The organism is Nocardioides sp. TRM66260-LWL, from assembly GCF_020075545.1.
Taxonomy (GTDB): Bacteria; Actinomycetota; Actinomycetes; order Propionibacteriales; family Nocardioidaceae; genus Nocardioides.
The window spans coordinates 491,308-514,046 of record NZ_JAIQZK010000002.1 but is presented as its reverse complement, the minus strand read 5'-3'; the positions used below and the strand labels follow the sequence as shown (position 1 = coordinate 514,046).

The 22,739-nt window shown below is 74.0% G+C and carries 22 protein-coding genes; 16 read left to right on the top strand and 6 right to left on the bottom strand.

Going from position 1 to position 22,739, the window contains the following annotated elements:
* The first annotated feature begins 14 nt into the window (after positions 1–14).
* Positions 15–1,496, top strand: a complete 1,482-nt coding sequence (gene miaB / locus K8Z61_RS08990) for a tRNA (N6-isopentenyl adenosine(37)-C2)-methylthiotransferase MiaB (RefSeq protein ID WP_224128629.1) — start codon at positions 15–17, stop codon at positions 1,494–1,496.
* 444 nt (positions 1,497–1,940) lie between these two features.
* The gene (locus K8Z61_RS08985) at positions 1,941–2,666 is read left to right on the top strand and encodes a peptidase E (protein ID WP_224128626.1); all 726 of its coding nucleotides are present in this window, start codon (positions 1,941–1,943) and stop codon (positions 2,664–2,666) included.
* Between the two features lie 10 nt (positions 2,667–2,676).
* Here K8Z61_RS08985 and K8Z61_RS08980 read toward each other — a convergent pair whose 3' ends face one another.
* Genes K8Z61_RS08980 through K8Z61_RS08965 form a run of 4 tightly spaced genes read right to left on the bottom strand, consistent with a single transcriptional unit; the run spans position 2,677 to position 3,942 of the window.
* Positions 2,677–2,994 carry a hypothetical protein gene (locus K8Z61_RS08980; RefSeq protein ID WP_224128624.1) on the bottom strand — a complete coding sequence of 106 codons (318 nt, stop codon included), beginning with the start codon at positions 2,992–2,994 and terminating at the stop codon, positions 2,677–2,679.
* On the bottom strand, positions 2,991–3,497 hold the full coding sequence (locus K8Z61_RS08975) for an NUDIX domain-containing protein (protein ID WP_224128622.1): 507 nt from the start codon (positions 3,495–3,497) through the stop codon (positions 2,991–2,993). Before K8Z61_RS08975 ends, K8Z61_RS08980 begins: the two co-directional genes overlap by 4 nt.
* Positions 3,494–3,664 (bottom strand): hypothetical protein, encoded by a 171-nt coding sequence (locus K8Z61_RS08970; RefSeq protein WP_224128620.1) that lies wholly within the window; start codon positions 3,662–3,664, stop codon positions 3,494–3,496. Before K8Z61_RS08970 ends, K8Z61_RS08975 begins: the two co-directional genes overlap by 4 nt.
* On the bottom strand, positions 3,661–3,942 hold the full coding sequence (locus tag K8Z61_RS08965) for an antitoxin (RefSeq protein WP_224128619.1): 282 nt from the start codon (positions 3,940–3,942) through the stop codon (positions 3,661–3,663). The genes K8Z61_RS08970 and K8Z61_RS08965 overlap by 4 nt, the downstream gene beginning before the upstream one ends.
* Before the next feature lie 84 nt (positions 3,943–4,026).
* Here K8Z61_RS08965 and miaA point away from each other — a divergent pair, with 84 nt between their 5' ends.
* The 6 genes from miaA (at position 4,027) to hflX (ending at position 9,817) form a co-directional block, all read left to right on the top strand.
* Positions 4,027–5,019 carry a tRNA (adenosine(37)-N6)-dimethylallyltransferase MiaA gene (miaA, locus tag K8Z61_RS08960; RefSeq protein ID WP_224128617.1) on the top strand — a complete coding sequence of 331 codons (993 nt, stop codon included), beginning with the start codon at positions 4,027–4,029 and terminating at the stop codon, positions 5,017–5,019.
* Positions 5,020–5,024: 5 nt separating this feature from the next.
* Positions 5,025–5,576, top strand: coding sequence for a dihydrofolate reductase family protein (locus tag K8Z61_RS08955; RefSeq protein ID WP_224128615.1), 552 nt, complete (start codon positions 5,025–5,027; stop codon positions 5,574–5,576).
* Between the two features lie 4 nt (positions 5,577–5,580).
* Entirely contained in the window at positions 5,581–6,249 is a 669-nt protein-coding gene (locus K8Z61_RS08950; protein WP_308116764.1) for an MSMEG_1061 family FMN-dependent PPOX-type flavoprotein, read from the top strand.
* On the top strand, positions 6,246–7,085 hold the full coding sequence (dapF, locus tag K8Z61_RS08945) for a diaminopimelate epimerase (RefSeq protein ID WP_224128613.1): 840 nt from the start codon (positions 6,246–6,248) through the stop codon (positions 7,083–7,085). Before K8Z61_RS08950 ends, dapF begins: the two co-directional genes overlap by 4 nt.
* Positions 7,086–7,260: 175 nt before the next feature.
* Entirely contained in the window at positions 7,261–8,037 is a 777-nt protein-coding gene (locus tag K8Z61_RS08940) for an SDR family NAD(P)-dependent oxidoreductase (protein ID WP_224128611.1), read from the top strand.
* 229 nt (positions 8,038–8,266) lie between these two features.
* Positions 8,267–9,817 (top strand): GTPase HflX, encoded by a 1,551-nt coding sequence (gene hflX / locus K8Z61_RS08935; RefSeq protein ID WP_374227926.1) that lies wholly within the window; start codon positions 8,267–8,269, stop codon positions 9,815–9,817.
* Here hflX and K8Z61_RS08930 read toward each other — a convergent pair.
* The gene (locus K8Z61_RS08930; RefSeq protein ID WP_224128609.1) at positions 9,805–10,749 is read right to left on the bottom strand and encodes an alpha/beta fold hydrolase; all 945 of its coding nucleotides are present in this window, start codon (positions 10,747–10,749) and stop codon (positions 9,805–9,807) included. The two genes, hflX and K8Z61_RS08930, sit on opposite strands and share 13 nt — an antisense overlap.
* A gap of 123 nt (positions 10,750–10,872) precedes the next feature.
* Positions 10,873–11,382: a 2-C-methyl-D-erythritol 2,4-cyclodiphosphate synthase gene (ispF, locus tag K8Z61_RS08925; protein ID WP_224128608.1), complete on the bottom strand. Its 510-nt coding sequence runs from the start codon at positions 11,380–11,382 to the stop codon at positions 10,873–10,875.
* A 31-nt stretch (positions 11,383–11,413) separates the two neighbouring features.
* Between ispF and K8Z61_RS08920 the strand changes: the two genes are divergently transcribed.
* The 8 genes from K8Z61_RS08920 (at position 11,414) to K8Z61_RS08885 (ending at position 22,677) form a co-directional block, all read left to right on the top strand.
* Complete coding sequence (locus K8Z61_RS08920) at positions 11,414–13,024, top strand: molybdopterin-dependent oxidoreductase (RefSeq protein WP_224128607.1); 1,611 nt, start codon at positions 11,414–11,416, stop codon at positions 13,022–13,024.
* 83 nt (positions 13,025–13,107) lie between these two features.
* Positions 13,108–14,514, top strand: a complete 1,407-nt coding sequence (cysS, locus tag K8Z61_RS08915; protein WP_224128605.1) for a cysteine--tRNA ligase — start codon at positions 13,108–13,110, stop codon at positions 14,512–14,514.
* Positions 14,514–15,464 carry a 23S rRNA (guanosine(2251)-2'-O)-methyltransferase RlmB gene (rlmB, locus tag K8Z61_RS08910; RefSeq protein ID WP_224128603.1) on the top strand — a complete coding sequence of 317 codons (951 nt, stop codon included), beginning with the start codon at positions 14,514–14,516 and terminating at the stop codon, positions 15,462–15,464. Before cysS ends, rlmB begins: the two co-directional genes overlap by 1 nt.
* A gap of 278 nt (positions 15,465–15,742) precedes the next feature.
* A complete protein-coding gene (locus K8Z61_RS08905; protein ID WP_224128601.1) occupies positions 15,743–17,272 on the top strand; it encodes an ABC transporter substrate-binding protein in 1,530 nt (509 codons plus the stop codon).
* 3 nt (positions 17,273–17,275) lie between these two features.
* Positions 17,276–19,363 carry an ABC transporter permease gene (locus K8Z61_RS08900; protein WP_224128599.1) on the top strand — a complete coding sequence of 696 codons (2,088 nt, stop codon included), beginning with the start codon at positions 17,276–17,278 and terminating at the stop codon, positions 19,361–19,363.
* Entirely contained in the window at positions 19,344–20,195 is an 852-nt protein-coding gene (locus tag K8Z61_RS08895; protein WP_224128597.1) for an ABC transporter ATP-binding protein, read from the top strand. The genes K8Z61_RS08900 and K8Z61_RS08895 overlap by 20 nt, the downstream gene beginning before the upstream one ends.
* Positions 20,192–20,899 carry an ABC transporter ATP-binding protein gene (locus K8Z61_RS08890; protein WP_224128595.1) on the top strand — a complete coding sequence of 236 codons (708 nt, stop codon included), beginning with the start codon at positions 20,192–20,194 and terminating at the stop codon, positions 20,897–20,899. The genes K8Z61_RS08895 and K8Z61_RS08890 overlap by 4 nt, the downstream gene beginning before the upstream one ends.
* Positions 20,896–22,677 (top strand): choice-of-anchor P family protein, encoded by a 1,782-nt coding sequence (locus K8Z61_RS08885; RefSeq protein WP_224128593.1) that lies wholly within the window; start codon positions 20,896–20,898, stop codon positions 22,675–22,677. The genes K8Z61_RS08890 and K8Z61_RS08885 overlap by 4 nt, the downstream gene beginning before the upstream one ends.
* Positions 22,678–22,739: the final 62 nt, after the last annotated feature.

The following is a 22,739-nucleotide window of genomic DNA, read 5'->3' as shown; positions in this document are numbered from 1 at the left end:
ACCCTGGACGAGCCATGACTGAGCCCCGCACCTACGAGGTCCGCACCTACGGGTGCCAGATGAACGTCCACGACTCCGAGCGGCTCGGCGGGCTGCTCGAGGACGCGGGGTACGCGCGGGCGGCGTCGGGGGAGCAGGCGGACGTCGTCGTCTTCAACACCTGCGCGGTGCGCGAGAACGCCGACAACAAGCTCTACGGCAACCTCGGCCACCTCGCGCCGGTGAAGGCCGCGCACCCGGGCATGCAGATCGCCGTCGGCGGCTGCCTGGCGCAGAAGGACCGCGCGACGATCACCGAGCGGGCGCCGTGGGTCGACGTCGTGTTCGGCACCCACAACATCGGCTCCCTGCCGGTGCTGCTGGAGCGGGCGCGGGTGGCCGAGGAGGCCCAGGTCGAGATCCTGGAGTCGCTCGAGGTCTTCCCGAGCACCCTGCCGACCAAGCGCGAGTCGGCCTACGCGGCCTGGGTGAGCGTCAGCGTCGGGTGCAACAACACCTGCACGTTCTGCATCGTCCCGAGCCTGCGCGGCAAGGAGAAGGACCGTCGTCCCGGCGAGATCCTCGCCGAGATCGAGGCGCTGGTGGCCGAGGGCGTCAGCGAGGTGACGCTGCTGGGTCAGAACGTCAACGCCTACGGCGTGGAGTTCGGCGACCGGCAGGCGTTCTCGAAGCTGCTGCGCGCGTGCGGCGAGATCGACGGGCTGGAGCGCGTGCGCTTCACGAGCCCGCACCCCGCCGAGTTCACCGACGACGTGATCGAGGCGATGGCCGCGACGCCCAACGTCATGCCCAGCCTGCACATGCCGCTGCAGTCGGGCTCCGACCGCGTCCTCAAGGCGATGCGCCGCAGCTACCGCGCCGAGCGCTACCTCGGGATCATCGAGCGGGTGCGGGCCGCGATCCCGCACGCGGCGATCACCACCGACATCATCGTCGGCTTCCCCGGCGAGACCGAGGACGACTTCGCCGAGACGCTGCGGGTCGTCGAGGCCTCGCGGTTCTCCAGCGCCTTCACCTTCCAGTACTCCAAGCGTCCCGGCACGCCGGCGGCCGACCTGCCCGACCAGGTCGATCCCGCGGTGGTCAAGGAGCGCTACGGCCGCCTCGTCGAGCTGGTCAACGCGATCGCCTGGGAGGAGAACAGGGCGCTGCTCGGCCGCACCGTCGAGGTGATGGTCGCCGAGGGCGAGGGAAAGAAGGACGCCGAGACCGCGCGGCTGTCCGGACGCGCGCCCGACAACCGGCTCGTCCACCTCGCGGTGCCGTCCGGGCTGGACGCGCCGGTCCGGCCGGGCGACGTCGTCACCGCCGAGATCACCTACGCCGCGCCGCACCACCTCGTCGCCGACACCGTGCACGGCGTGCGACGCACCCGGTCGGGCGACGCCTGGGAGGCCCGCCAGGGCCGCGCCGTCGCCGCGTCGCCGGGGGTCGGGCTGGGCATGCCGAGCGTGGGCGTCCCCGCGCCGCTGCCACCGGCGCCGGCCTGCGGCTGACGCCGCTCGTCGTCCACAGGGGTCATTTCCACGTCGATCTCCACCGACTGTGGAACTGCGGTCGTCCGCGTCTCCTGGGGATTTCCGATTCCATTCCGGCAGCATTCCGCATGGAATCGAGCACGTGTTCGATCTCGGGAACCTCGGACGTGTCGCGGTCAAGCGGCTCTTCGCGCACCCCGAGACCGGGGCGCTGATCGCGATGGAGTCCCGATCGCGGGACTTCCCACCCGCTCTCCGCGAGCCGGTCACCCCGCGCGACGGCTGGTGCCGCACCCCTTGCTGCAACGCCCCCGTCCGGCAGATCGACCACGCCCGGCGCCATGCGGACGGCGGCCCCAGGTCCTACGACAACGCCCAGGGCCTCTGCGTCGGCTGCGACCAGACCAAGGAGGACGCCGCCTGGCCCCACGGGCCGTCCGCGCACCCGCCTAGGGTCGGGGCATGCCAGCCGACGCACCGACCATCGTGGCCACCTCCGGCGGGTTCCGCTGGGGCTCGCGGACGACCTACGAGGTCGGCCCGCTCACCGAGCTCGCGCTGGAGCACGCCGGCGTGACCGGCCGCGCGCCGCGCGTCTGCCTCGTGCCGACTGCCTGCGGCGACGACGCCCGCCTGACCCGCGACCTCTACAACATGGCGCGCGTGCGCGGCCTGCAGGCCAGCCACCTGCAGCTGTTCACCATGCCGAACGTCGACGACATCGCCGCTCACCTGCTCGAGCAGGATCTCGTCTGGGTGTGGGGCGGCAGCGTCGCCGGCCTGCTCGCGATGTGGCGCCTGCACGGCGTCGACGTCGCCATGCGCCGGGCGTGGGAGGCCGGCGTGGTGCTCACCGGCGTCTCGGCCGGCTCGATCTGCTGGCACGTCGGCGGCCCCACCGACTCCTTCGGCCCCACGCTGCGGCCGATCGACGACGCCCTCGCGCTGCTGCCGTACGGCAACGGCGTGCACTACGACGCCGAGCCGCAGCGCCGGCCGCTGCTGCAGCGCTGCGTCGCCGACGGGACCCTGCCCGACTCGTTCGCCACCGACGACGGCGCCGGCCTGCTCTACCGCGGCACCGAGCTCGTCGGCGCCTACGCCGAGCGTCCCGGCGCGGGCGCGTACGCCGTCACCCGGGAGGGCGACCGGGCCGTCGAGACCGCGCTGGACGTCGTGCGCCTCTAGCGATCCGCGCCTACGCGGGCGACTCGTCGGCCCCGTCCGAGGACGCCTCGCCGTCGGGCGAGCGGGTGGCCTCGGTGCCGGTGTCGTCGGACTCGCGGGTCTCGGCGGGGGCGTCCTCGACGGCCGGGTTGTGCTCCGGCGGCAGCTCGGGGACGACGGGCTCGGGGTCGGGCTGCTGCACGGCGTCCGGACCGCCGGGGTGCAGCTCCGGCTCCTCGACGGTGGGCGTCGGCAGGGGACCGAGGTCGGGGGAGTCCGGGGTCGCGGGGACGTCGGACGGGTCGGGCTGCGGGTCGGGCTGCGGGTCGGGCGTGGCGGAGTCGCTCATGCCCCGGTCCGTTCCACCTCCGGGGCCGCGTCGAAACCGAACGTCTCATAAGGGGCGAGGTCGCCGGCGTGCAGCCGCTCGAGCACGTGTCGCTCGTGCGGCACCACGGGTCCGGGCAGGGCGTCGAGGTCGTCGAGGGCGACCCAGCGGATCTCGGCGGCCTTGCGGGTCTCCACGACCCGCGGCTCGCCCGTCCACGCCCGGGCGGTGAAGAAGAGGTCGAGTCGCTGCTCGATGGCCTCCTCGCCGCGTCGGCGCTGCATCGCCGTGGCGAAGGCCAGGTCGAGATCGTCGATGCCGAGCTCCTCACGGGCCTCGCGTCGGGCGGCGTCCCAGCCGGTCTCCCCGGCCTCGAGATGCCCGGCGGCCGCGCTGGCCCAGTGCCCGTCCATGAAGCCGGTGTTCTGCCGCAGCTGGAGCAGCACCTCCGGCGCATCGCCGGAGCCCGGGCGCAGCAGGAGGACGTAGGCCGCTGGGACGATCGCGTAGCGACCCTCGATCACTGGCTCGGCTCGCCGTCGGTGGTGGCGTCGCGCTCCTGCTCGGCGGCCTGGACGGGATTTTGCTCGGCGTCGTCCGGCCCGGGGAGCGTGTCGTCGTGCTCGCCCGGCGGCTCCAGGTCGCTGGGCAGCGGCCGCGCGTCCTGCTCCTCCGGGACGGGGGCGGTCATCGGCCGGTCCGGTCGGTCGGGCCGGCCTCGCGGCCGGCCTGGCCGCCGTCGGACTCCAGCCGGCGCACGCCGTCCTTCGCCTTCGCTGCGCCCTGCGCGATGCGGTCGTGGTGCTTGCCGCCGGTGCGCTGGTCGGCGGCCTTCGCGGCCTTGTCGATGCCGTCGGCGATCTTGTCGCCGTGCTGGTCGACGACCTGGCCGACCTTGGTGCGCGCCTGGCGGGCGGCGCTCTCGAGGGTCTTGCGGTCGACCTTGCCGAGCTTGTCGAGGAATCCCATCGGTGCTCCCTGGGCTGGACGTCGGGGTGGGCCGCGCTCACCCCGAGGACGGGCCGGCGCGCCGGAGTCGCCACACTAGCCAGCGTGACCCAGGCCGATCCTCGCCCGATCGTGGCGGTCGTCGGCGCCACCGCGGCGGGCAAGACCGCGCTCTCCCTCGACCTGGCGGAGCGGCTCGGCGGCGAGATCGTCAACACCGACGCGATGCAGGTCTACCGCGGCATGGACGTCGGCACCGCGAAGGCTCCGGTCGCCGAGCGGCGTGGCGTGCCGCACCACCTGCTCGACCTGCTCGAGGTCTCCGAGCCGGCCAGCGTCGCGGAGTTCCAGGAGCTCGCGCGCACCACCGTCGCCGACCTGCGGGCCCGCGGCGTCACGCCGGTGCTGGTCGGCGGCTCGGCGCTCTACACGCGGGCGATCCTCGATCGCTTCGAGTTCCCGGGCACCGACGCGGCCCTGCGAGCGCGCTTGGAGGCCGAGCTCGACGCCGTGGGCCCGATGGCGCTGCACGCCCGGCTCGCGCGGGTCGACCCCGAGGCGGCCTCGCGGATCATCCCGGAGAACGGCCGACGCACCGTCCGGGCGCTGGAGGTCGTCGAGCTCACCGGTCGGCCGTTCAGCGCCTCGCTGCCGACGCTGGAGTACGCGGATCCGCGCACGGTGCAGATCGGCGTCGACATCGACCGCCCCACCCTCGACGCCCGCATCGAGGCGCGGGTCGCGGCGATGTTCGACGACGGGCTGGTCGCCGAGGTCGAGCGGCTCCTGGACGCCGGTCTGGCCGACAGCCGCACCGCCTCGCGCGCCATCGGCTACCGCGAGGTCGCAGCACTCCTGGCCGGCGAGCTGGGCGAGGACGAGGCCCGCGAGCGCATCGTGATCGCCACCCGTCGCTTCGCCCGACGCCAGGACGCCTGGTTCCGCAAGGACCCGCGCGTCGTCTGGGTGCCGTTCGACGCCCCGGACCGGCTCGAGCGCGCGCTCGCGGCCGTCGCCTCCGTCGAGGCGGTCGATTCGTACGCCCCGGGCGGAGGACACGGGCCCGGCGGGGACTGTCGGCGGCCTCCGGCAGGCTGAGCGTTATGGGCCGCACTGTCTACTACACCGCCTCCACCCTCGATGGATTCCTCGCCGACGAGCACGACTCCCTCTCCTGGCTGCTACGCCAGGACGTCGATCCAGCGGGACCCTTCGGATACGACGGGTTCATCGCCGGCGTGGGGGCGATGGTCATGGGCGCCACCACCTACCGATGGCTGCTCGATCACCTCGATCCCGCCGACGGCTGGCCGTATGAGCAGCCGTGCTGGGTCATGACCCGCCGCACCTTCCCGGCGCCGTCCGGCGACGTGCGGTTCGCCGCTGGACCCGTCGTCGACCTCCTGCCCGCGCTCCGGGCGGCTGCCGGCGAACGCGACCTGTGGGTGGTCGGCGGTGGCGACCTCGCCGGTCAGTTCGCCGACGTCGGGGCGCTCGACGAGATCGAGGTGTCGTTCGCACCGGTCACCCTCGGTGCGGGGCGTCCGCTGCTGCCGCGTCCGCTCGACCTAGAGCTGCTCGATGTCGCCCGCAACCGGTCGCTCGTGTGCGCGCGGTATCGCGTGGCCGGACCTCTGGCCGCCTCGGTACCGTGAGTCGGTGATCCCCCCCGAGGTCGACACGGAAGCGCGCGCCGAGACCGTGATCCCCGACGCCGCGACGCTGCGCGCCTTGATCGGAGAGCCCACCGCCCGGGCCCGCGACACGGGCCGCGACCGGCTGCTCCCCGTCGACGTCGCCTGGCTGGGGGCCTCGCCGTTCTGCGTCCTCGCCACCGCGGACGCCGCAGGCCGCTGCGACGCCTCGCCCAAGGGCGACCCCGCCGGGTGGCTCACCCACGTGATCGACGAGCGCACGATCGCGATCGCCGAGCGGCCGGGCAACCGGCGCGTCGACGGCTACCGCAACATCCTGGTCAACCCCCACGTCGGCCTGCTGTTCCTCATCCCCGGCCGCGGCGACACCCTGCGGGTCAACGGCCGGGCCCGGCTCGTCTCCGACGCGCCGTTCTTCGACGCGATGGTCGTGCAGGGCCACCGCCCGATCCTCGCCGTCGTGGTCGACGTCGAGGAGGTCTTCTTCCACTGCAGCAAGGCGTTCCTGCGCAGCGAGCTGTGGGAGCCCGACACCTGGGAGCCCGACGCCCGCGTGCCGCGCCGGGCCGTCATCGCCCGGGAGGTCGAGGCCGCCGAGGCGTCGCTCGAGGAGCTCGACGCCTACTACGGCGAGGGCTACCGCGCCGGCCTCTACCGGGAGTCGCCCGCATGACCTACCCCTTCCTCAAGGGCCACGGCACGCAGAACGACTTCGTGCTGCTGCCCGACCACGACGGCTCGGTGCACGGCGCCCTCGACGCCGCCCGCGTGCGCGCGCTGTGCGACCGCCGGGCCGGTCTCGGCGGCGACGGCGTCCTGCGGGTGATCCGCACGGCGGCCCTGCCGGAGCTCGCCCACCTCGCCGACGAGGCCGCGTGGTGCATGGACTACCGCAACGCCGACGGCTCGATCTCGGAGATGTGCGGCAACGGCATCCGGGTCTTCGCTCGGCACCTGATCGACGCCGGCCTGGTCGACGCGGGTCGTCCGATCCCGATCGCGACCCGCGACGGCGTGAAGGTCGTCGACGTCGTCGGCGACCTGCTGCGCGTCGACATGGGCGTGCCGCGGGTGCTGGAGGAGACGGCGGTCTCGGTCGGGCACCTGACGTGGGCCGCCCGCCACGTCGACATGGGCAACCCGCACGCCGTGGCCTTCGTCGACTCCCTCGACCCCGCCGGCCCGGTTGGCCCGTTGCTCGAGGCGCCGGGCCACGACCCCCGCGTCTACCCCCGGGGCGTCAACGTCGAGTTCGTCGTGCGCCGCGGCGAGCGGCACGTCGCGATGCGGGTGCACGAGCGCGGCTCGGGGGAGACCCGCTCGTGCGGCACCGGCGCCTGCGCGGTCGCCGTGGCCACGGCGGTCGCCGACGGCCGCGCGGCCGGCGAGGAGGTCGGCTACCGGGTCGATCTGCCCGGCGGCACGCTCCACATCGCCTGGACGGCCGCCGACCGCGTGCTGATGACGGGGCCCGCCGTCGTCGTCGCCGAGGGCGTCACCGACCTGTAGGGCGGCGGTCCCGAGGGTCGGTTCCGGGCGTCGGTTTCCCCGGGCGCCCGGGGAGACCGGTCGCCGGCAGGCGAGGCTTCGCCCGCCGCCGACAGGTCCTGCCTGCTCTGATCGGCGCGGCGCCGCCGCTCAGGACCGTGACAGCGTCGCTGTCGCGATCGCTATGCTCCGCGCCATGGACATCACCGGATCCACCGCCATCGTCACGGGCGGGGCGTCGGGCATCGGCGCCGCCGCCGCCCGCCTGCTCGCCGCCCGCGGCGCGACCGTCGTCGTCGCCGACCTGCAGAAGGAGAAGGGCGAGGCCCTCGCCGCCGAGATCGGCGGCGTCTTCGCCCTGGTCGACGTCACGAACACCGAGCAGATCACCGCGGCCGTCGACGCCGCCGCCGAGATCGCCCCGCTGCGCGCGGTCGTGAACTCCGCCGGCATCGGCTGGGCCCAGCGCACCATCGGCCGCGACGGCCAGTACGACTCCGCGCACTCCCTCGAGGCCTTCAGCAAGGTCATCGCGATCAACCTGATCGGCACCTTCGACATGACCCGCATCGCGGCCACCGCGATGAGCCGCAACGAGCCCGACGCCGACGGCTGCCGCGGCGCCATCTGCAACCTCGCCTCCGTCGCTGCCTTCGACGGCCAGATCGGCCAGGCGTCGTACTCGGCCTCCAAGGGCGGCGTGGTCGGCATGACGCTCCCAGTCGCCCGCGACCTCTCGGCCGCCGGCATCCGCCTCAACACCGTCGCGCCGGGCCTGATCGACACCCCGATCTACGGCGAGGGCGAGGCCGCCGAGGCGTTCAAGGCCAACCTCGGCCAGAACGTGCTCTTCCCCAAGCGCCTCGGCACCGGCGAGGAGCTCGCCTCGATGGTCGTCGAGACCATCACCAACTCCTACATGAACGCCGAGGTCATCCGGGTCGACGGCGGCATCCGGATGCCTCCGAAGTGACGGCTGCCCGCTGAGGGATGCCGGCGAGTTTCCCCGGATATCCGGGGAATCTGGACGTTGTCAGGGGAAGTTTCCCCTGACAACGTCCAGTTCTCCCTGACCAGTTCTCCCCGACCTCGCCCACCGCTTCTCGACAAGGCGCCAGCCGCGCAGCCCGGCAGCCACCCGGGTTCAGCCCACGGCTTAATGTCTCGCGTCGCGCCGGGGCGCGACCTAGGCTGATCTGCGTATGACGAACGCACGCGACTTCTCCCTCGATGCCGAGCTGGCCGCCACCGCCGCCTGGGACGCCGACGACCCCGCCGCCGCCATCGAGCTCGACGACTCCCTCGACGTGGACGCAGCCGATCCGGACGAGGCCGAGGCCGACGACTTCGTCTCCGGCTATGCCGACGAGGACGACCCCGAGGACGACCCCACGGTCGGCGCCATGGAGCTGGCGGAGCGCCACCAGCTGCGTCGCGTCGCCCAGCTGCGCACCGAGCTCGAGGACATCACCGAGGTCGAGTACCGCCAGCTGCGCCTGGAGCGCGTCGTCCTGGTGGGGGTCTGGACCGACGGCACGATCGCCGACGCCGAGAACTCCCTGGCCGAGCTCGCGCTGCTGGCCGAGACGGCCGGGTCCGAGGTGCTCGAGGCGCTGTACCAGCGCCGGCAGAGCCCCGATCCCGCCACCTACATCGGCCGCGGCAAGGTCGAGGGCCTGCACGAGATCGTCCGCGCCACCGGCGCCGACACCGTCATCTGCGACGGCGAGCTCGCGCCCTCCCAGCTGCGCAACCTCGAGGACCGCCTCAAGGTCAAGGTCGTCGACCGCACCGCGCTGATCCTCGACATCTTCGCCCAGCACGCGAAGAGCCGCGAGGGCCAGGCGCAGGTCGAGCTGGCCCAGCTCACCTACATGAAGCAGCGCCTGCGCGGCTGGGGCGGCAACCTGTCGCGTCAGGCCGGCGGCCGGGTCGCCGGCGGTGCCGGCATCGGCGGTCGCGGCCCGGGCGAGACGAAGATCGAGACCGACCGGCGTCGCATCAACACCAAGATCGCCAAGCTCAACCGCGACCTCAAGCAGATGAAGGTCACCCGCGACGCCAAGCGCTCCGAGCGGCGCCGCAACCAGATCCCCTCGGTCGCGATCGCCGGCTACACCAATGCCGGCAAGTCGTCGCTGCTCAACCGCATCACCTCCGCCGGCGTGCTGGTCGAGGACGCGCTCTTCGCCACCCTCGACCCCACGACCCGCCGCACGACGGCGTCCGACGGCCGCGTCTACACCGTCAGCGACACCGTCGGGTTCGTGCGTCACCTGCCCCACCAGCTCGTCGAGGCGTTCCGCTCGACGCTGGAGGAGGTGGCCGACGCCGACCTCGTGCTGCACGTCGTCGACGGCTCGCACCCCGACCCCGAGGGCCAGATCTCGGCCGTGCGCGAGGTCTTCGCCGACATCGGCGTCACCGACATCCCCGAGCTGATCGTGATCAACAAGGCCGACCTCGCCGACCCGATGGTGATCGCGCGGCTCAAGGCCCGCGAGCCCCACTCGATCGTCGTCTCGGCGCGCACCGGCGAGGGCATCGCCGAAGCGCTGGCGCTCATCGAGTCCGAGCTGCCCCGGCCGTCGGTGCCGTTCAGCGTGCTGCTGCCCTACGAGCGCGGCGACCTGGTGAACCGGCTGCACCAGCACGGCGAGATCGAGAGCATCGAGCACACCGCGGACGGCTCGCTCGTGCGCGGCCTGGCCAGCGAGGCGCTGGCCGGCGAGCTCGCCGCCTACGCCGTCTGAGTCGAGCCCGCTGCTGCAGCGGTCGTCGAGCCCGTCCCGTCGCGCAGGGCTGCGGCCACCAGCTCCAGCAGCTGGGCCGACACGAGCTCGTCGCGCTCCATCGGCAGCATGTGCCCGGCTCCGGGGGCGACGATGAATCGCGCGCCGTGGATGCCCGCGGCCAGGCGCCGGCCGTGGTCGGGCGGGGTGAGCAGGTCACGCGACCCGACGAGCACCCGGGTCGGGATTCCGTCGTAGGCCTTCAGCTGCGAGGAGCGCTCGTGGCGCATGCAGTCGCGGTAGAAGCCCGACATGGTCGCCGGCGGGCAGTTGATGATCTGGTCGACGACGAGCCCGGCGTCGCGCAGCCGCAGCGGGGCGCCGAAGAGGAACCGGTTGACGACCTGCCGCTCGATCGACGGCGTCCGACGCCGGTTGGCGCGCGAGTACAGCCGGGCCCGGGTCGCCAGCAGCGCCGGGATCCGGCCGCGGAGCAGCGGGCCGACGTCGGGCAGGCCGAGGGTGATCGACTCCAGCCCGCCGGCCGAGGTCGAGACGAACAGCAGCCCGGCGATCCGGTCGATCAGGTCCGGTCGGTGCTGCGGCAGGGCGGTGAGCGTCATGCCGCCGATCGAGTGGCCGGCCAGCACGAGGCGTCCGGTGGGTGCCAGCGTGTCGAGGACGAGGCCCAGGTCGAGGGCGAGGTCGTCGATGGTGCACGCGCGCTCGGGCGCGGCGTACGAGCGGCCGTGACCGCGGTGATCCCACGTGACGATGCGCAGGCGCGGGCCGTGCTCGGCGAGGAGGTCGCGCACCTGGTAGTGCCAGTCCTCCTCGTCGGCGGTCCAGCAGTGGGCCAGCGCGACGACGACGTCGGCGTCCTCCGGGCCGTAGGTCGTGGCGTGCAGCGACAGGCCGTCGTGCGTGGTGAGGCGGTACGTGGCGCGGGCCATCGGCGGGCTCCTGGTGCGGCGGGGCTGTGAGCGCCGACACGCTAACCCCGCGAGGCCCCGTTCCGGAAGGGTTCCTGCGACACCGTGTCGCGGATGTTCGCGATGCGGACCGTGCGTCGGCCGTCAGTCGACCGCGACGACCAGCGCGGTGGCGATCGCCGCGACCCCCTCGCCGCGGCCGGTGAGCCCCAGCCCGTCCGTGGTGGTCGCCGCGACGGAGACGGCGGCCCCGGCGGCGGCCGAGAGCGCGGCCTCCGCCTCGGCACGCCGCGGCCCCAGGCGCGGGCGGTTGCCGATCACCTGGACCGCGACGTTGCCGATCTCGAAGCCGGCCGCCCGCACCCGGCGCGCGGTCTCCGCGAGCAGGGCGGCACCTGAGGCGCCGGCCCACTGCGGCTCGGCGGTGCCGAAGTGGGAGCCCAGGTCGCCCAGGCCGGCCGCGGAGAGCAGCGCGTCGCAGGCGGCGTGCGCGGCGACGTCGGCGTCGCTGTGCCCCTCCAGGCCGGAGGTCTCCTCGGGCCAGGCCAGCCCGGCCAGGTGCATGGGGACGCCCTCGACGAGGCGGTGCACGTCGGTGCCGACGCCCACGCGCGGCAGGGGGACGGGGACGGGGGCGCCGGCGGAGGAGGTCACGCGCTCATGATGCCCGCGTCAGAATGGGGAGGTGAGCACCGCGCCCTCCCTCGACCGCCCGTCCGGCCCGGCTGGACCGGACGGATCCGCCCCGCTGCTCCCGCACGACCAGCGCCGCTGGTGGGCGCTGGCCGGCCTCGCCGTCGGGCTCGCCGGTCTCGGCGCGTCCTACCTCGCCGCCCGCCTGCTCGCCGTCGACGCCGACCCGATCACCGCGGTCGCCGACGGCGTCATCCGGCTGACGCCCGGCGGGGTCGTCGAGTGGGCCATCCAGGCGTTCGGCCACCGCGACAAGCTGGTGCTGCTCCTCGGCATCCTCATCGTCGTCGGCGCGGTCTTCGCCGGCCTCGGCGTGCTGGCCCGCCGGGCCGTCGCCCTCCCGCTGGCCGGCTACATCGTGCTCGCCGCGGTCGGCGGGCTGGCGATCCTCGGGCGCACTGGCGCCGGCGCGCTCGACCAGCTCCCCGTGGTCGTCGGCTTCCTCGTGTGGAGCGTCGGCCTCGGCTGGGCCGTCGAGCCGCTGCGCCGCGGCGAGCTCGCCGGTCTGCACGACCCCGCGGTGGCTCGCGGCGAGGCCGGGATGACCCGGCGCGGCGTGCTGTTCCGGGCCGCCGTGCTCGGCGCCGCCGCGGTCGTCGGAGGCGCCGTCGGACGCTTGGCCGGACGCGGCCGGGCGGCCGTCGAGGAGGCCCGCGCCGGCATCCGCATCCCGGGCGTCACCTCGCCGCCGGTGCCTGCGGGCGCCCACCCGGACGTCCCGGGGCTGCCGTCCTGGCAGACCTCGGCGGCGGACTTCTACCAGATCCACACCGTCTTCGTGCCGCCCGCGATCGCCCCGCAGGACTGGAGCCTGCGCATCCACGGGCTGGTCGAGCGCGAGCTGACGCTCACCTACGACGACCTCCTCGCCCGCGAGATCACCCAGGACTGGATCACCCTCAACTGCGTCTCCAACCCCGTCGGCGGCGACCTCGTCGGCAACGCCTGGTGGAGCGGGGTGCGGCTCGCGCCGATCCTCGCGGAGCTGGGCATCAGCCCCGACGCCGACGCCGTCCTGCAGACCTCGTCCGACGGCTGGACGTGCGGCACCCCGCTGGCCGCGCTCACCGACGACCGCAACGCGATGCTCGCGCTGGCGATGAACGGCGAGCCGCTCACCATCGACCACGGCTTCCCGGTGCGCACGCTCGTCCCGGGGCTCTACGGCTACGTCTCGGGCACCAAGTGGGTCGTCGACCTCGAGGTCACCCGCTTCGACCGGATCGAGGCGTACTGGACGCGGCGCGGCTGGGGCGAGCTCGGCCCGGTGAAGATCGCCTCCCGGATCGACGTGCCCGCCTCCGGCGACAGCGTCCCGGCCGGCGAGGTCGTCGTCGCGGGCGCGGCCTGGATGCAGCACACCGGCATCCGCGGCGTCGAGGTGTCGCTCGACGGCGGCACCTGGCAGCCCGCGGAGCTCGGCAGCGTGCCCGGCGTCGACTCCTGGGTGCAGTGGTCGGCGCGGGTGCAGGCCGCTCCCGGCGACCACACCGTCCGCGCTCGCGCGATCGACGCGGACGGACGGGTGCAGACCGCCGTCGTCCGCGACGTGCTGCCCGACGGCGCCACCGGCCTGGACGAGCGCGACTTCACCGCCACCTGAGCCGGGCCGCTCCGCGGGCCCGCTCCTCCCGTGCGCCGGCGCACGATGCCGGTCGCGGGCGTCCGCGCCCCTAGGATCGACGGGTGACGCTCAGGCTCTACGACACCGCCACCCGGGAGGTCCGTCCCTTCGAACCCGTCCGGCCCGGCCGGGCGAGCGTCTACGTCTGCGGTCTGACGGTGCAGTCCGAGCCGCACGTCGGCCACGTCCGCTCCGCGGTGAGCTTCGACGTCCTGCGTCGCTGGCTGCAGCACGGCGGCCTCGAGGTCGACTTCATCCGCAACGTCACCGACATCGACGACAAGATCCTGGCCAAGGCCGCCGACGCCGGCCGGCACTGGTACGAGCACGCCGCGCTGATGCACCGCGAGCTCACCGCCGCCTACGCCGCGCTCAACGTGCTGCCGCCCACCTACGAGCCGCTGGCCACCGGCCACGTGCCGGAGATGCTGGCGCTGATCGAGCGGCTGATCGAGCGCGGTCACGCCTACCCGGCCGCCGACGGCTCCGGCGACGTCTACTTCGACGTGCGCTCCTGGCCGGCCTACGGAGAGCTGACCCGTCAGCGGGTCGACGACATGGAGGCCGCCGAGGACGCCGACCCGCGCGGCAAGCGCGACCCCCGCGACTTCGCGCTCTGGAAGGGCCGCAAGCCCACCGAGCCCGAGACCGCCTCGTGGCCCAGCCCCTGGGGCCCGGGCCGGCCGGGCTGGCACATCGAGTGCTCGGCGATGGCCGGCAAGTACCTCGGCGAGACCTTCGACGTGCACGGCGGCGGCGTCGACCTGCGCTTCCCGCACCACGAGAACGAGCAGGCGCAGTCCCGCGCCGCGGGCCACGGCTTCGCGCGGTTCTGGCTGCACAACGCCTGGATCACGACCGCCGGCGAGAAGATGAGCAAGTCGCTCGGCAACAGCCTGACGATCCCCGCCGTGCTCGAGCGCTTCCGCGGCATCGAGCTGCGCTACTACGTCGTCGCCGCGCACTACCGCAGCCACGTGGAGTTCTCCTTCGAGTCCCTCGAGGAGGCCGCCTCCGCGTTCGCGCGCATCGAGTGGTTCCTCGAGCAGGTCCAGGGCGCTGAGCCCGACTACGCAGACGACCTGCCAGATGCCTTCGTGGCTGCGCTCGACAACGACCTCGCGACGCCGGCTGCGATGGCCGTGATCCACGAGCACGTCCGCCAGGGCAACGTCGCCGTCAGCGCTCGCGATGGAGAGGCAGCCTCACGTGCTGCGTGCCAGGTGCGGACCATGCTCGATGTGCTGGGCCTCGACCCCGCAGATCCCGCCTGGGGCGGCGCGTCCGGCGCCGACGACGAGCGGCTGCGCGCGGCCGTCGACGTCCTGCTCGCCGGGCTGCTCGAGCAGCGCGCCGCCGCCCGCGCGGCCAAGGACTTCGCCGCCGCCGACGCGATCCGCGATCGCATCACGGCGGCCGGCATCGAGGTCACCGACACCCCCGACGGACCGAAGTGGAGCATCGCCTGATGGCCGGCAACTCGCAGCGCAAGGGCGCGATCCGCAAGACCAGCAAGGCCCCGACGGCCGGCTCCGGCGGCCGGGTCCGTCGCGGGCTGGAGGGCAAGGGCCCCACGCCGAAGGCCAAGGACCGGCCCAACCACAAGGCCTACAAGGCCGTCCAGGCGGCGCAGGCGGCCGAGCGCAAGCGGCCGCAGCGACGCCGGGCGTCCGGCGACGCCGAGTGGATCGCCGGCCGCAATCCCGTCGTCGAGGCGCTGCGCGAGGGCGTGCCGGTCAACGCGGTCTACGTCGCCGACGGCGCCGAGCGTGACGGCCGGCTCCGCGAGGCGTTCGGCCTCGCCGCCGATCGCGGCATCTCCCTGCTCGAGGTGGGGCGCGGCGAGCTCGACCGGCTCACCGGCGGCGCCGTGCACCAGGGCCTGGCCGCGCGCATCCCGGCATACGAGTACGCCCACCCCGACGACCTGGTCGACCGCGCCACCGAGATGGGGGAGCGGCCGCTGATCGTCGCGCTCGACTCGGTCACCGACCCCCGCAACCTCGGTGCCGTCGTCCGCTCGGCCGCCGCCTTCGGCGCCCACGGCGTCGTCGTCCCCGAGCGCCGGGCCGCCGGCATGACCGCCAGCGCGTGGAAGACCAGCGCGGGCGCCGCCGCCCGCATCCCCGTCGCCCAGGCCGGCAACCTCACCCGGCAGCTGAAGGCCTACCAGGACGCCGGCTGCATGGTCGTCGGCCTGGCCGCCGACGGCGACGTCTCGCTGCCCGCGCTCGACCTGGCCGACGGCCCGCTCGTGCTCGTCGTCGGCTCGGAGGGCAACGGCCTCTCGCGGCTCGTCGCCGAGACCTGCGACCAGCTGGTGTCGATCCCGATGGCCAACCAGGTGGAGTCCCTCAACGCCGGCGTCGCCGCCAGCGTCGCGCTCTACGCGATCGCCCAGGCGCGCGGCCTGCTCTGAGCCTCGCCCGTCCCTGACGCGTACGGCACCTCCGGCTCGCCCGGGAGGTGCCGTACGCGTCTCGGAGCGTCGGTTTCCCCGGGCGCCCGGGGAAACCGACGCCAGCGCGCCCGCGGCGTCCCCGCGCGCCCCGAACTGGTCCAGACCACCGTCCACGGCCGCTACCGCTCGGTAACCATCTCAGTCCCCGGCCAGTACCTTCCCCGTGTGTCCCGCGTCACCTTCGGGCGTGATAGACGTTAGAACTGATACCTGTTCTAGTTTTGGAGGACCCCGTGGTGCGCTCAGCCCGCCCCCGCCGTGCCGGCGCCGTCGCCGTCGTCGGCCTGACGCTCGCCCTCGCCGCCTGCGGATCCCGCCTCCAGCCCGACCAGGTGGCCGCGCTCAACGGCACCCAGGCCGGCGTGCCCGGTGCCCCGGCAGCCGGCGGCGCGGTCGCCGGCGGCGGGGCGGTTCCGGGCACGGACGCGACGGCGGGGGCCGCCGGCGGCGGGACGAGCGCGGCGGGTGGCGGCACGTCCGGGGCGAGCGGCGGCGGCGGCGCGGCGGCCGGCGGCGGGACGAGCGCGGCGGGTGGCGGCACGTCCGGGGCGAGCGGTGGCGGCGGTGGCGCGGCCGCGGGCGGCGGCGGCCAGAACGCCGCGGCCGGCGGCGCGAAGGCGGGCGACTGCACGGGCTTCAAGAACGGCCCCGGCATCACCGACGACACCATCACCATCGGCAACTCCAGCGACATCTCCGGCCCGGTGCCCGGCCTCTTCGAGGCCTCGCAGGACGCCGTCAAGGCCTACGTCGCCTACTTCAACGCCACGAACCCCAAGGGCATCTGCGGCCGCAAGCTCGCGCTCAAGCCCTACGACACCCGCACCGACGCCGGCGGCGACCAGGCCAACTACGCCGACGGCTGCGCCAACGTCTTCGCGATGGTCGGCTCGCAGTCGGCCTTCGACTCCGGCGGCGCGGCGACCTCCGACAAGTGCGGGCTGCCCGACATCCGCACCGCGAGCGTCACCCGGGCCCGCGTCACCAGCCGCACCGCGTACGGCGCGCAGTCGACCGTGGCCAACGAGTTCGAGAACGCCGTGCCCGACTACGTGAAGCAGAACTTCCCGGACGCGGCGAAGAAGGCCGCGATGCTCTTCGTCAACGCCGGCGCCGCGTCGGAGAACGGCAAGCTGCAGGCCGAGGCGATGACCAAGCGCGGCATGAACTTCGTCTACGTGCAGGGCATCGAGGTCTCGGAGTTCAACTACTCGCCCTTCGTGCAGCAGCTGAAGGACAAGGGCGTCCAGTACGTGCAGATGATCGCCGCGACCCCGCAGTTCGTCCGGTTGGCGCAGGCGATGAAGCAGCAGAACTACAAGCCGCAGGTGCTGATGTTCGACCCCACCGCCTACACCCGCGAGTTCCTCTCCAGCGGCCAGGGCGACGTCGAGGGCGCCACGGTGTTCACCAACTTCGCCCCGTTCGAGGAGGCGAACAAGAACCCCGAGCTCGCCACCTACCTGAAGTGGCTCAACCAGGTGAAGCCCGGCGCGGAGCCCACGTTCTTCGGCGTCTTCGCCTGGTCCGCCGCGCGGCTCTTCGTCGAGCAGTCGATCCAGCTCGGCGGCCGGCTCAACCGCGCCTCGCTCCTGCAGGCCATGTCGAAGGTGACGAACTGGACCGCCAACGGCCTGCACTCCAAGCAGTACGTCGGCCCGCGTCGCACCGGCGACGGCTGGCGCTTCATCCAGGTGAAGAACGGCCGCTGGGTGCCCGTCGGCGGCACCGCCTACCGCTACAACGGCATCACGCGGGTGGGCTGAGCGGTGTCGACCTTCATCGCGTTCACGATCTTCGGCCTGTTCAGCGGGGCCGCGTACGCGATCGTCGCCTCCGGCCTGACGCTCACCTACACCACGACGCGGGTCTTCAACATCGCCCATGGCGCGCTCGGCATGGTCATGTCGTTCGTGTTCTGGGACGTCAGCGTGCGGCAGGGCCTGCCGCCGCTGCCGGCGCTGCTGCTCGTCGTCGGCGTCATCGCCCCGGCCACCGGCTGGTTCATCCAGCGGTTCGTGGCCCGCGGGCTCGGCGACGCGCCGGTGTCGGTGTCGCTGGTCGTCACCGTCGCGCTGCTCGTGGCCTGCATCGGCACCGCCCAGCAGATCTGGCCGCCGGCGGCCCGCACCGTCAAGCCGTTCTTCCCGAACAGCTCCTTCACGATCGCCGGCACCAACGTGACGGCGCACCAGGCGCTGACCATCGTGCTCTCCGGCGTCGTCGCGGCCGGCCTCTACGGCCTGCTCACCCGCACGCGGGTCGGCACCGCGATGCGCGCGTCGGTCGACAACCCCGAGCTGCTGCGGCTCTTCGGCGGACGTCCCGACACCGTCGCCGCGCTCTCCTGGGCGATCGGCACCTCGCTCGCCGCGCTCGGCGGCATCCTCCTGGTCTCCCAGGTCGGCCTCGACTACTACGCCCTCACGCTGCTGGTGATCAGCGCCTTCGCCGCCGCCGTGTTCGGCCGGCTGAAGTCGCTGCCGCTGACCTTCGCCGGCGGCATGGCGCTCGGGCTCGCCGAGGCCTACGCCAAGGGCTACCTGCCGACCGACGGGCTGCTGAGCAAGGTCGGCAACGTCATCGCCCCGCTGTTCCTCTTCGCCGTCGTGATCGGCATGCCGCAGACCCAGCTGCGCATCGGCCAGGTCAAGGGCATCGTCACCGCGCCGGTGCCGAGCCTGCGGGCCAGCGCCGGATGGGGCGCCGCCCTCGTGCTCGGCATGGCGGTCTACACCGCCGGCATGGGCGAGGCCGACCTGCTCCTGCTCGGCACCGCGGCCACCTACGCCATCGTCATGCTCTCGCTGGTGCTGCTCACCGGCTACGGCGGCCACGTCTCGCTGGGCCAGTTCACCTTCGCCGGCGTCGGGGCGCTCACCTACGCCAAGCTCGACGAGCCGAACCTCGTCGGCCTGCTGGTCTCCGCGCTGGTCGCGGGCGCGGTCGGCGCGCTGGTGGCGCTGCCGGTCATCCGGCTCACCGGCCTCTACCTGGCGCTGGCGACGCTCGCCTTCGCGGTGCTGATGGACAAGCTGGTCTTCCAGGCCGACTTCGCCTTCGGCTTCGGCGGGGCGCTCACCGCGGAGCGGCTCTCGATCCTCGGCACGCGGATCGAGTCCACGCAGGGCTACGTGCTGGTGATGGTGGTCTTCTTCGTGCTCACCGCGATCGCGCTGCTGACCCTGCGCCGCGGCGTCCTCGGCCGGCTGCTCATCGCCCTGCGCGACAGCCCCGCCGCCTGCGGCACCCTCGGCCTGGACGCGCGCTGGTTCCGCGTCGGCCTGTTCGGGCTGTCCGCGGCGATCGCCGGCCTCGCCGGCGGCCTCTTCGCCGGCCTGCGCGGCACCATCGGCGCCGCCGACTTCCAGTTCTTCTCCAGCCTGACGCTGCTGCTCTTCGCGGTCGTCTTCGGCGTCACCTCGGTCACGGGCGCCCTGCTGGGCGGCTACGGCCTGATGCAGCTGCCCGTGCAGCAGTCGGAGAACCCCGGCGTGGCCGGTCTGCTCTTCGTCGTGATCTCGGTGGCCGCGATCCTGCTGGCGCGCAACCCGAACGGCATCGCGTCGTACGTGTTCCGCCTCGGGCGTCTGCTCGAGGAGCGCTACGGCACCCAGGTGCGCGCCCGCGTCCCCGACCTGGCCGGCCTCGGCCTGCCCGGGCGGCGCGACCGCTCCGCCGCGACGTCCGCGCAGGACGAGGACGTCTGGGACGAGGACGCCGACAACCTGGCGCTGATCGGTGACCCCGGTCACACTCGCTCGTTGGAGGGGACGGACGGCTCGCCCGCGAGCCGCGTCGACGGACGGCCCGAGGGGCCAGAGGGGAGGGGCGCCCATGTCGCTGCTCGAGGTTGACCACGTCGTCGTCCAGTTCGGCGGCGTCACGGCCGTCAACGAGGCGACCTTCGGCGCCGAGGCCGGCACCATCACCGGGCTGATCGGCCCCAACGGGGCCGGCAAGACCACCTGCTTCAACGTCATCTCCGGCCTGCAGCGGCCCACCCGGGGCCAGGTGCGCCTGGACGGCCGCGCGGTGACGCGCATGCCGGTGCACCGCCGCTCCAAGCGCGGCGTGGGCCGCACCTTCCAGCGGCTCGAGGCGTTCGGCTCCCTCACCGTGCGCGAGAACGTGCGCGTGGCCCGCGACATCGCCGGCGGCGCGCGCGGCCTCGTGCGCCGCTCGGGCGCCGACGTCGACGCCCTGCTCGAGCGGGTCGGCATTGCCGCCTACGCTGACGAGCGGGCCGACTCCATCCCCACCGGCACCGCCCGGCTGCTCGAGCTGGCCCGCTGCCTGGCCGGCTCGCCGCGCCTGCTGCTGCTCGACGAGCCGTCCTCCGGCCTCGACGAGACCGAGACCGACGCCTTCGGCGAGCTCCTGCGCGACCTCGCCTCCGATGGCGTCGCGGTGCTCATGGTCGAGCACGACATGGACCTCGTGATGGGCGTCTGCGACACCATCCACGTGCTCGACTTCGGCACCGTCATCGCCTCCGGCGAGCCCGCCGACATCCGCACCGACCCGCTCGTCCAGAAGGCCTACCTCGGGTACTCCGACGAGGGCGGCGAGGGCGACTCCTGGGACGCCACGCTCGCCGACCTGCCGCCCGTCGCCCACCTGGACCGCGGTCACGAGGACGACCTGACGACCGTGCTGCCGATCGCCGACGGACGGAGCGCGCGATGAGCGTCCCGATCCTGGAGGTCGTCGACCTCCACGCCGCGTACGGCCGCATCGAGGTGCTGCGCGGCGTCGACCTCGCCGTGCCGCGGGGCGCCGTGATGGCGCTGCTCGGCCCCAACGGCGCGGGCAAGTCGACCCTGGTGAAGGTGATCTCGGGGCAGAAGAAGGCGACCTCGGGCGACGTCCACCTCGGCGGGGTGCACGTGCGCGGCGCCCAGACCGAGGAGCTCGCGCGGCTCGGCCTGTGCACGGTGCCGGAGGGCCGCTCGGTGTTCCCGAACCTGACCGTCCAGGAGAACCTCACGCTGATGTCGTACGCCGGCGTGTCGGCCGAGGCCGTGCTCGAGACGGCGTTCGCCTACTTCCCGCGGCTGCTCGAGCGTCGCTCGCAGCTGGCCGGCACGATGTCCGGCGGCGAGCAGCAGATGCTCGCGATGTCGCGGGCGCTGGCCTCCGACCCCGCCCTGCTGCTCCTCGACGAGCTCTCGATGGGCCTGGCGCCGCTGATCGTGGAGGAGCTCTACGACACCGTCGGACGCATCGCCGCCTCCGGCGTCACGATCCTGTGCATCGAGCAGTTCGCCCGCACCGCGCTCAAGGTGGCCGACTACGCGGCCGTCATGTCCCACGGTCGCGTCGTGGCCACCGGCGAGCCCGGCGAGATCCTCGAGACCATGTCCGACGTCATCCTGGGAGGAGCCGCATGACGCGCGCTCGCATCCGTCCGGCCGCGCTCCTCGGCGCCGCGGCCCTCGTCGCCGCGGGCCTGCCGCTCGGTGCCGGCCCGGCCGGCGCCGCCGACGGGACGCCGCCCGGGGCCGGGTTCGCCGGCTTCAGCTCCTCGGCGGTCGCGACCCCGGTGAAGATCGAGCTCTTCGAGCCGACGATCCCGATCCCGTCCTCGCCGCAGGGCGAGCTGGACCTCGGCTACTCCAAGGTCGAGGCCGACTCCTCCAGCTCCACCGGCCGCGCCAGCTACGCCTGGCCCGGCGACGCGGTCGGCGAGGGCGCCAAGACGATCCTCGAGCAGCTCGGCCTGCCCGAGCAGCTGATCGCGCCGATCGCGGCCCAGGGCTACCCGGTGCAGGTGAACTCCGCCTACCCCTCGGGCCCCGAGCTGCAGACCAACGAGCGGCTGCCCGGCTCGGTGATGCGCACCAAGGCCACGCAGTACCGCACCTTCGCCAAGACCGGCTTCTCCACCGACTGCGACGTCCAGGACCCCGCTCCCGAGAAGGCGCCCGCGAAGGGCAGCGGCTCGGGCGGCTCGGACTCGGGCGACTCGGGCGGCTCGGGCGGCTCGGGCGGCTCGGGCGGCTCGGGCGGCGACAACCCGCTCAGCGGCCTCACCGACGCCCTCGGCGGGCTGCTCGGCCCCACGTCGTCGAACCCCTCGAAGGGCTCGGGCGGCTCGGGTGGCTCCGGCGGTGCCTCGGGCACGGCGGACGACGCGGGCCGCGACGACACCGCCTGCCAGCTGCCCGCGCAGCTCGCGGCGCTGGTCGACCTCGGCGGCTACGTCGCCAGCTCGGACGTCACGAGCGCCACCGGCGTGGGCGCGCAGGTGTCGGTCACCTCGCGGGCCTCCCTCGGCGACGTCAGCCTGCTCGGCGGCCTGCTGACGATGTCCGGTCTCACCTCCACCGCGGTCGCCACCGGCGACGGCGCCAAGCCCCAGGCCGCCGGCCACGCGTCGTACGGCGTGCTGACGGTGGCCGGTCAGCGCTTCCGCCTCGGCCCCGACGGCGCCGAGGCCGCGGGCCAGCAGCAGGCCATCCCGGGCCTGCCGGACGCCCCCGCCGCGATCCTCAAGACCCTGGGCATCACCATCGAGACGCCCGGCCGGGTCGACGAGCGCAAGGGCGACCGGCTCACCTCGACGACCGAGGCCCTGCGCATCACCATCGACACCGGCGTCCTGCAGCCGGTGCTCAAGGCGCTGCCGCTGGCGGCGATCCTCGGCCCGATCGCGAACAACCTCCCCCAGCAGGCCGGCCCGCTGAAGTCGCTGCTGCTCTCGATCCCCGAGCTCGCGCCCAAGATCGTCGTCCACCTCGGCTACGCGACCTCGACCCTGGAGACCGTCCAGGGCCTCGACCTGCCGAGCGTCGACCCCAACGCCGGCGGCGCCGCCGGCTCCGGCGCGGGCACCTCCGGCGGCGGTGCGGCACCGACCGGCGGCACCGGCACCGCCGGCGGCCCGACCACCGGCGGCACCGGCGTCACCGACGCGCCGCCCACCACCGGAGCCGGCGCCGCGCCGGGCGGAGATGCGGGCACGCCCGTCGACACGCTGGCCGACGCGGCCCCGGCCGCGGGGCTCCCGGCGCTGTTCAGCATCCCCGGCGGACTCCTCGCCGCGGCGCTGGTCGGCGCGGTCGTCGTCGGCAGCTACGTGCGCCGGATCGGCCTGGCCGCCCTCGGCGGCGGCGCCGCCTGCAGCCATGGCCTGGAGAGCGGCGTCCCCGACCTCCGCCGCGCCTGACCCGTCCCCGACCCCGCGCTGACCCGTCCCCGACCCCAGCACTCCGCGAATCCCGAAGGGCC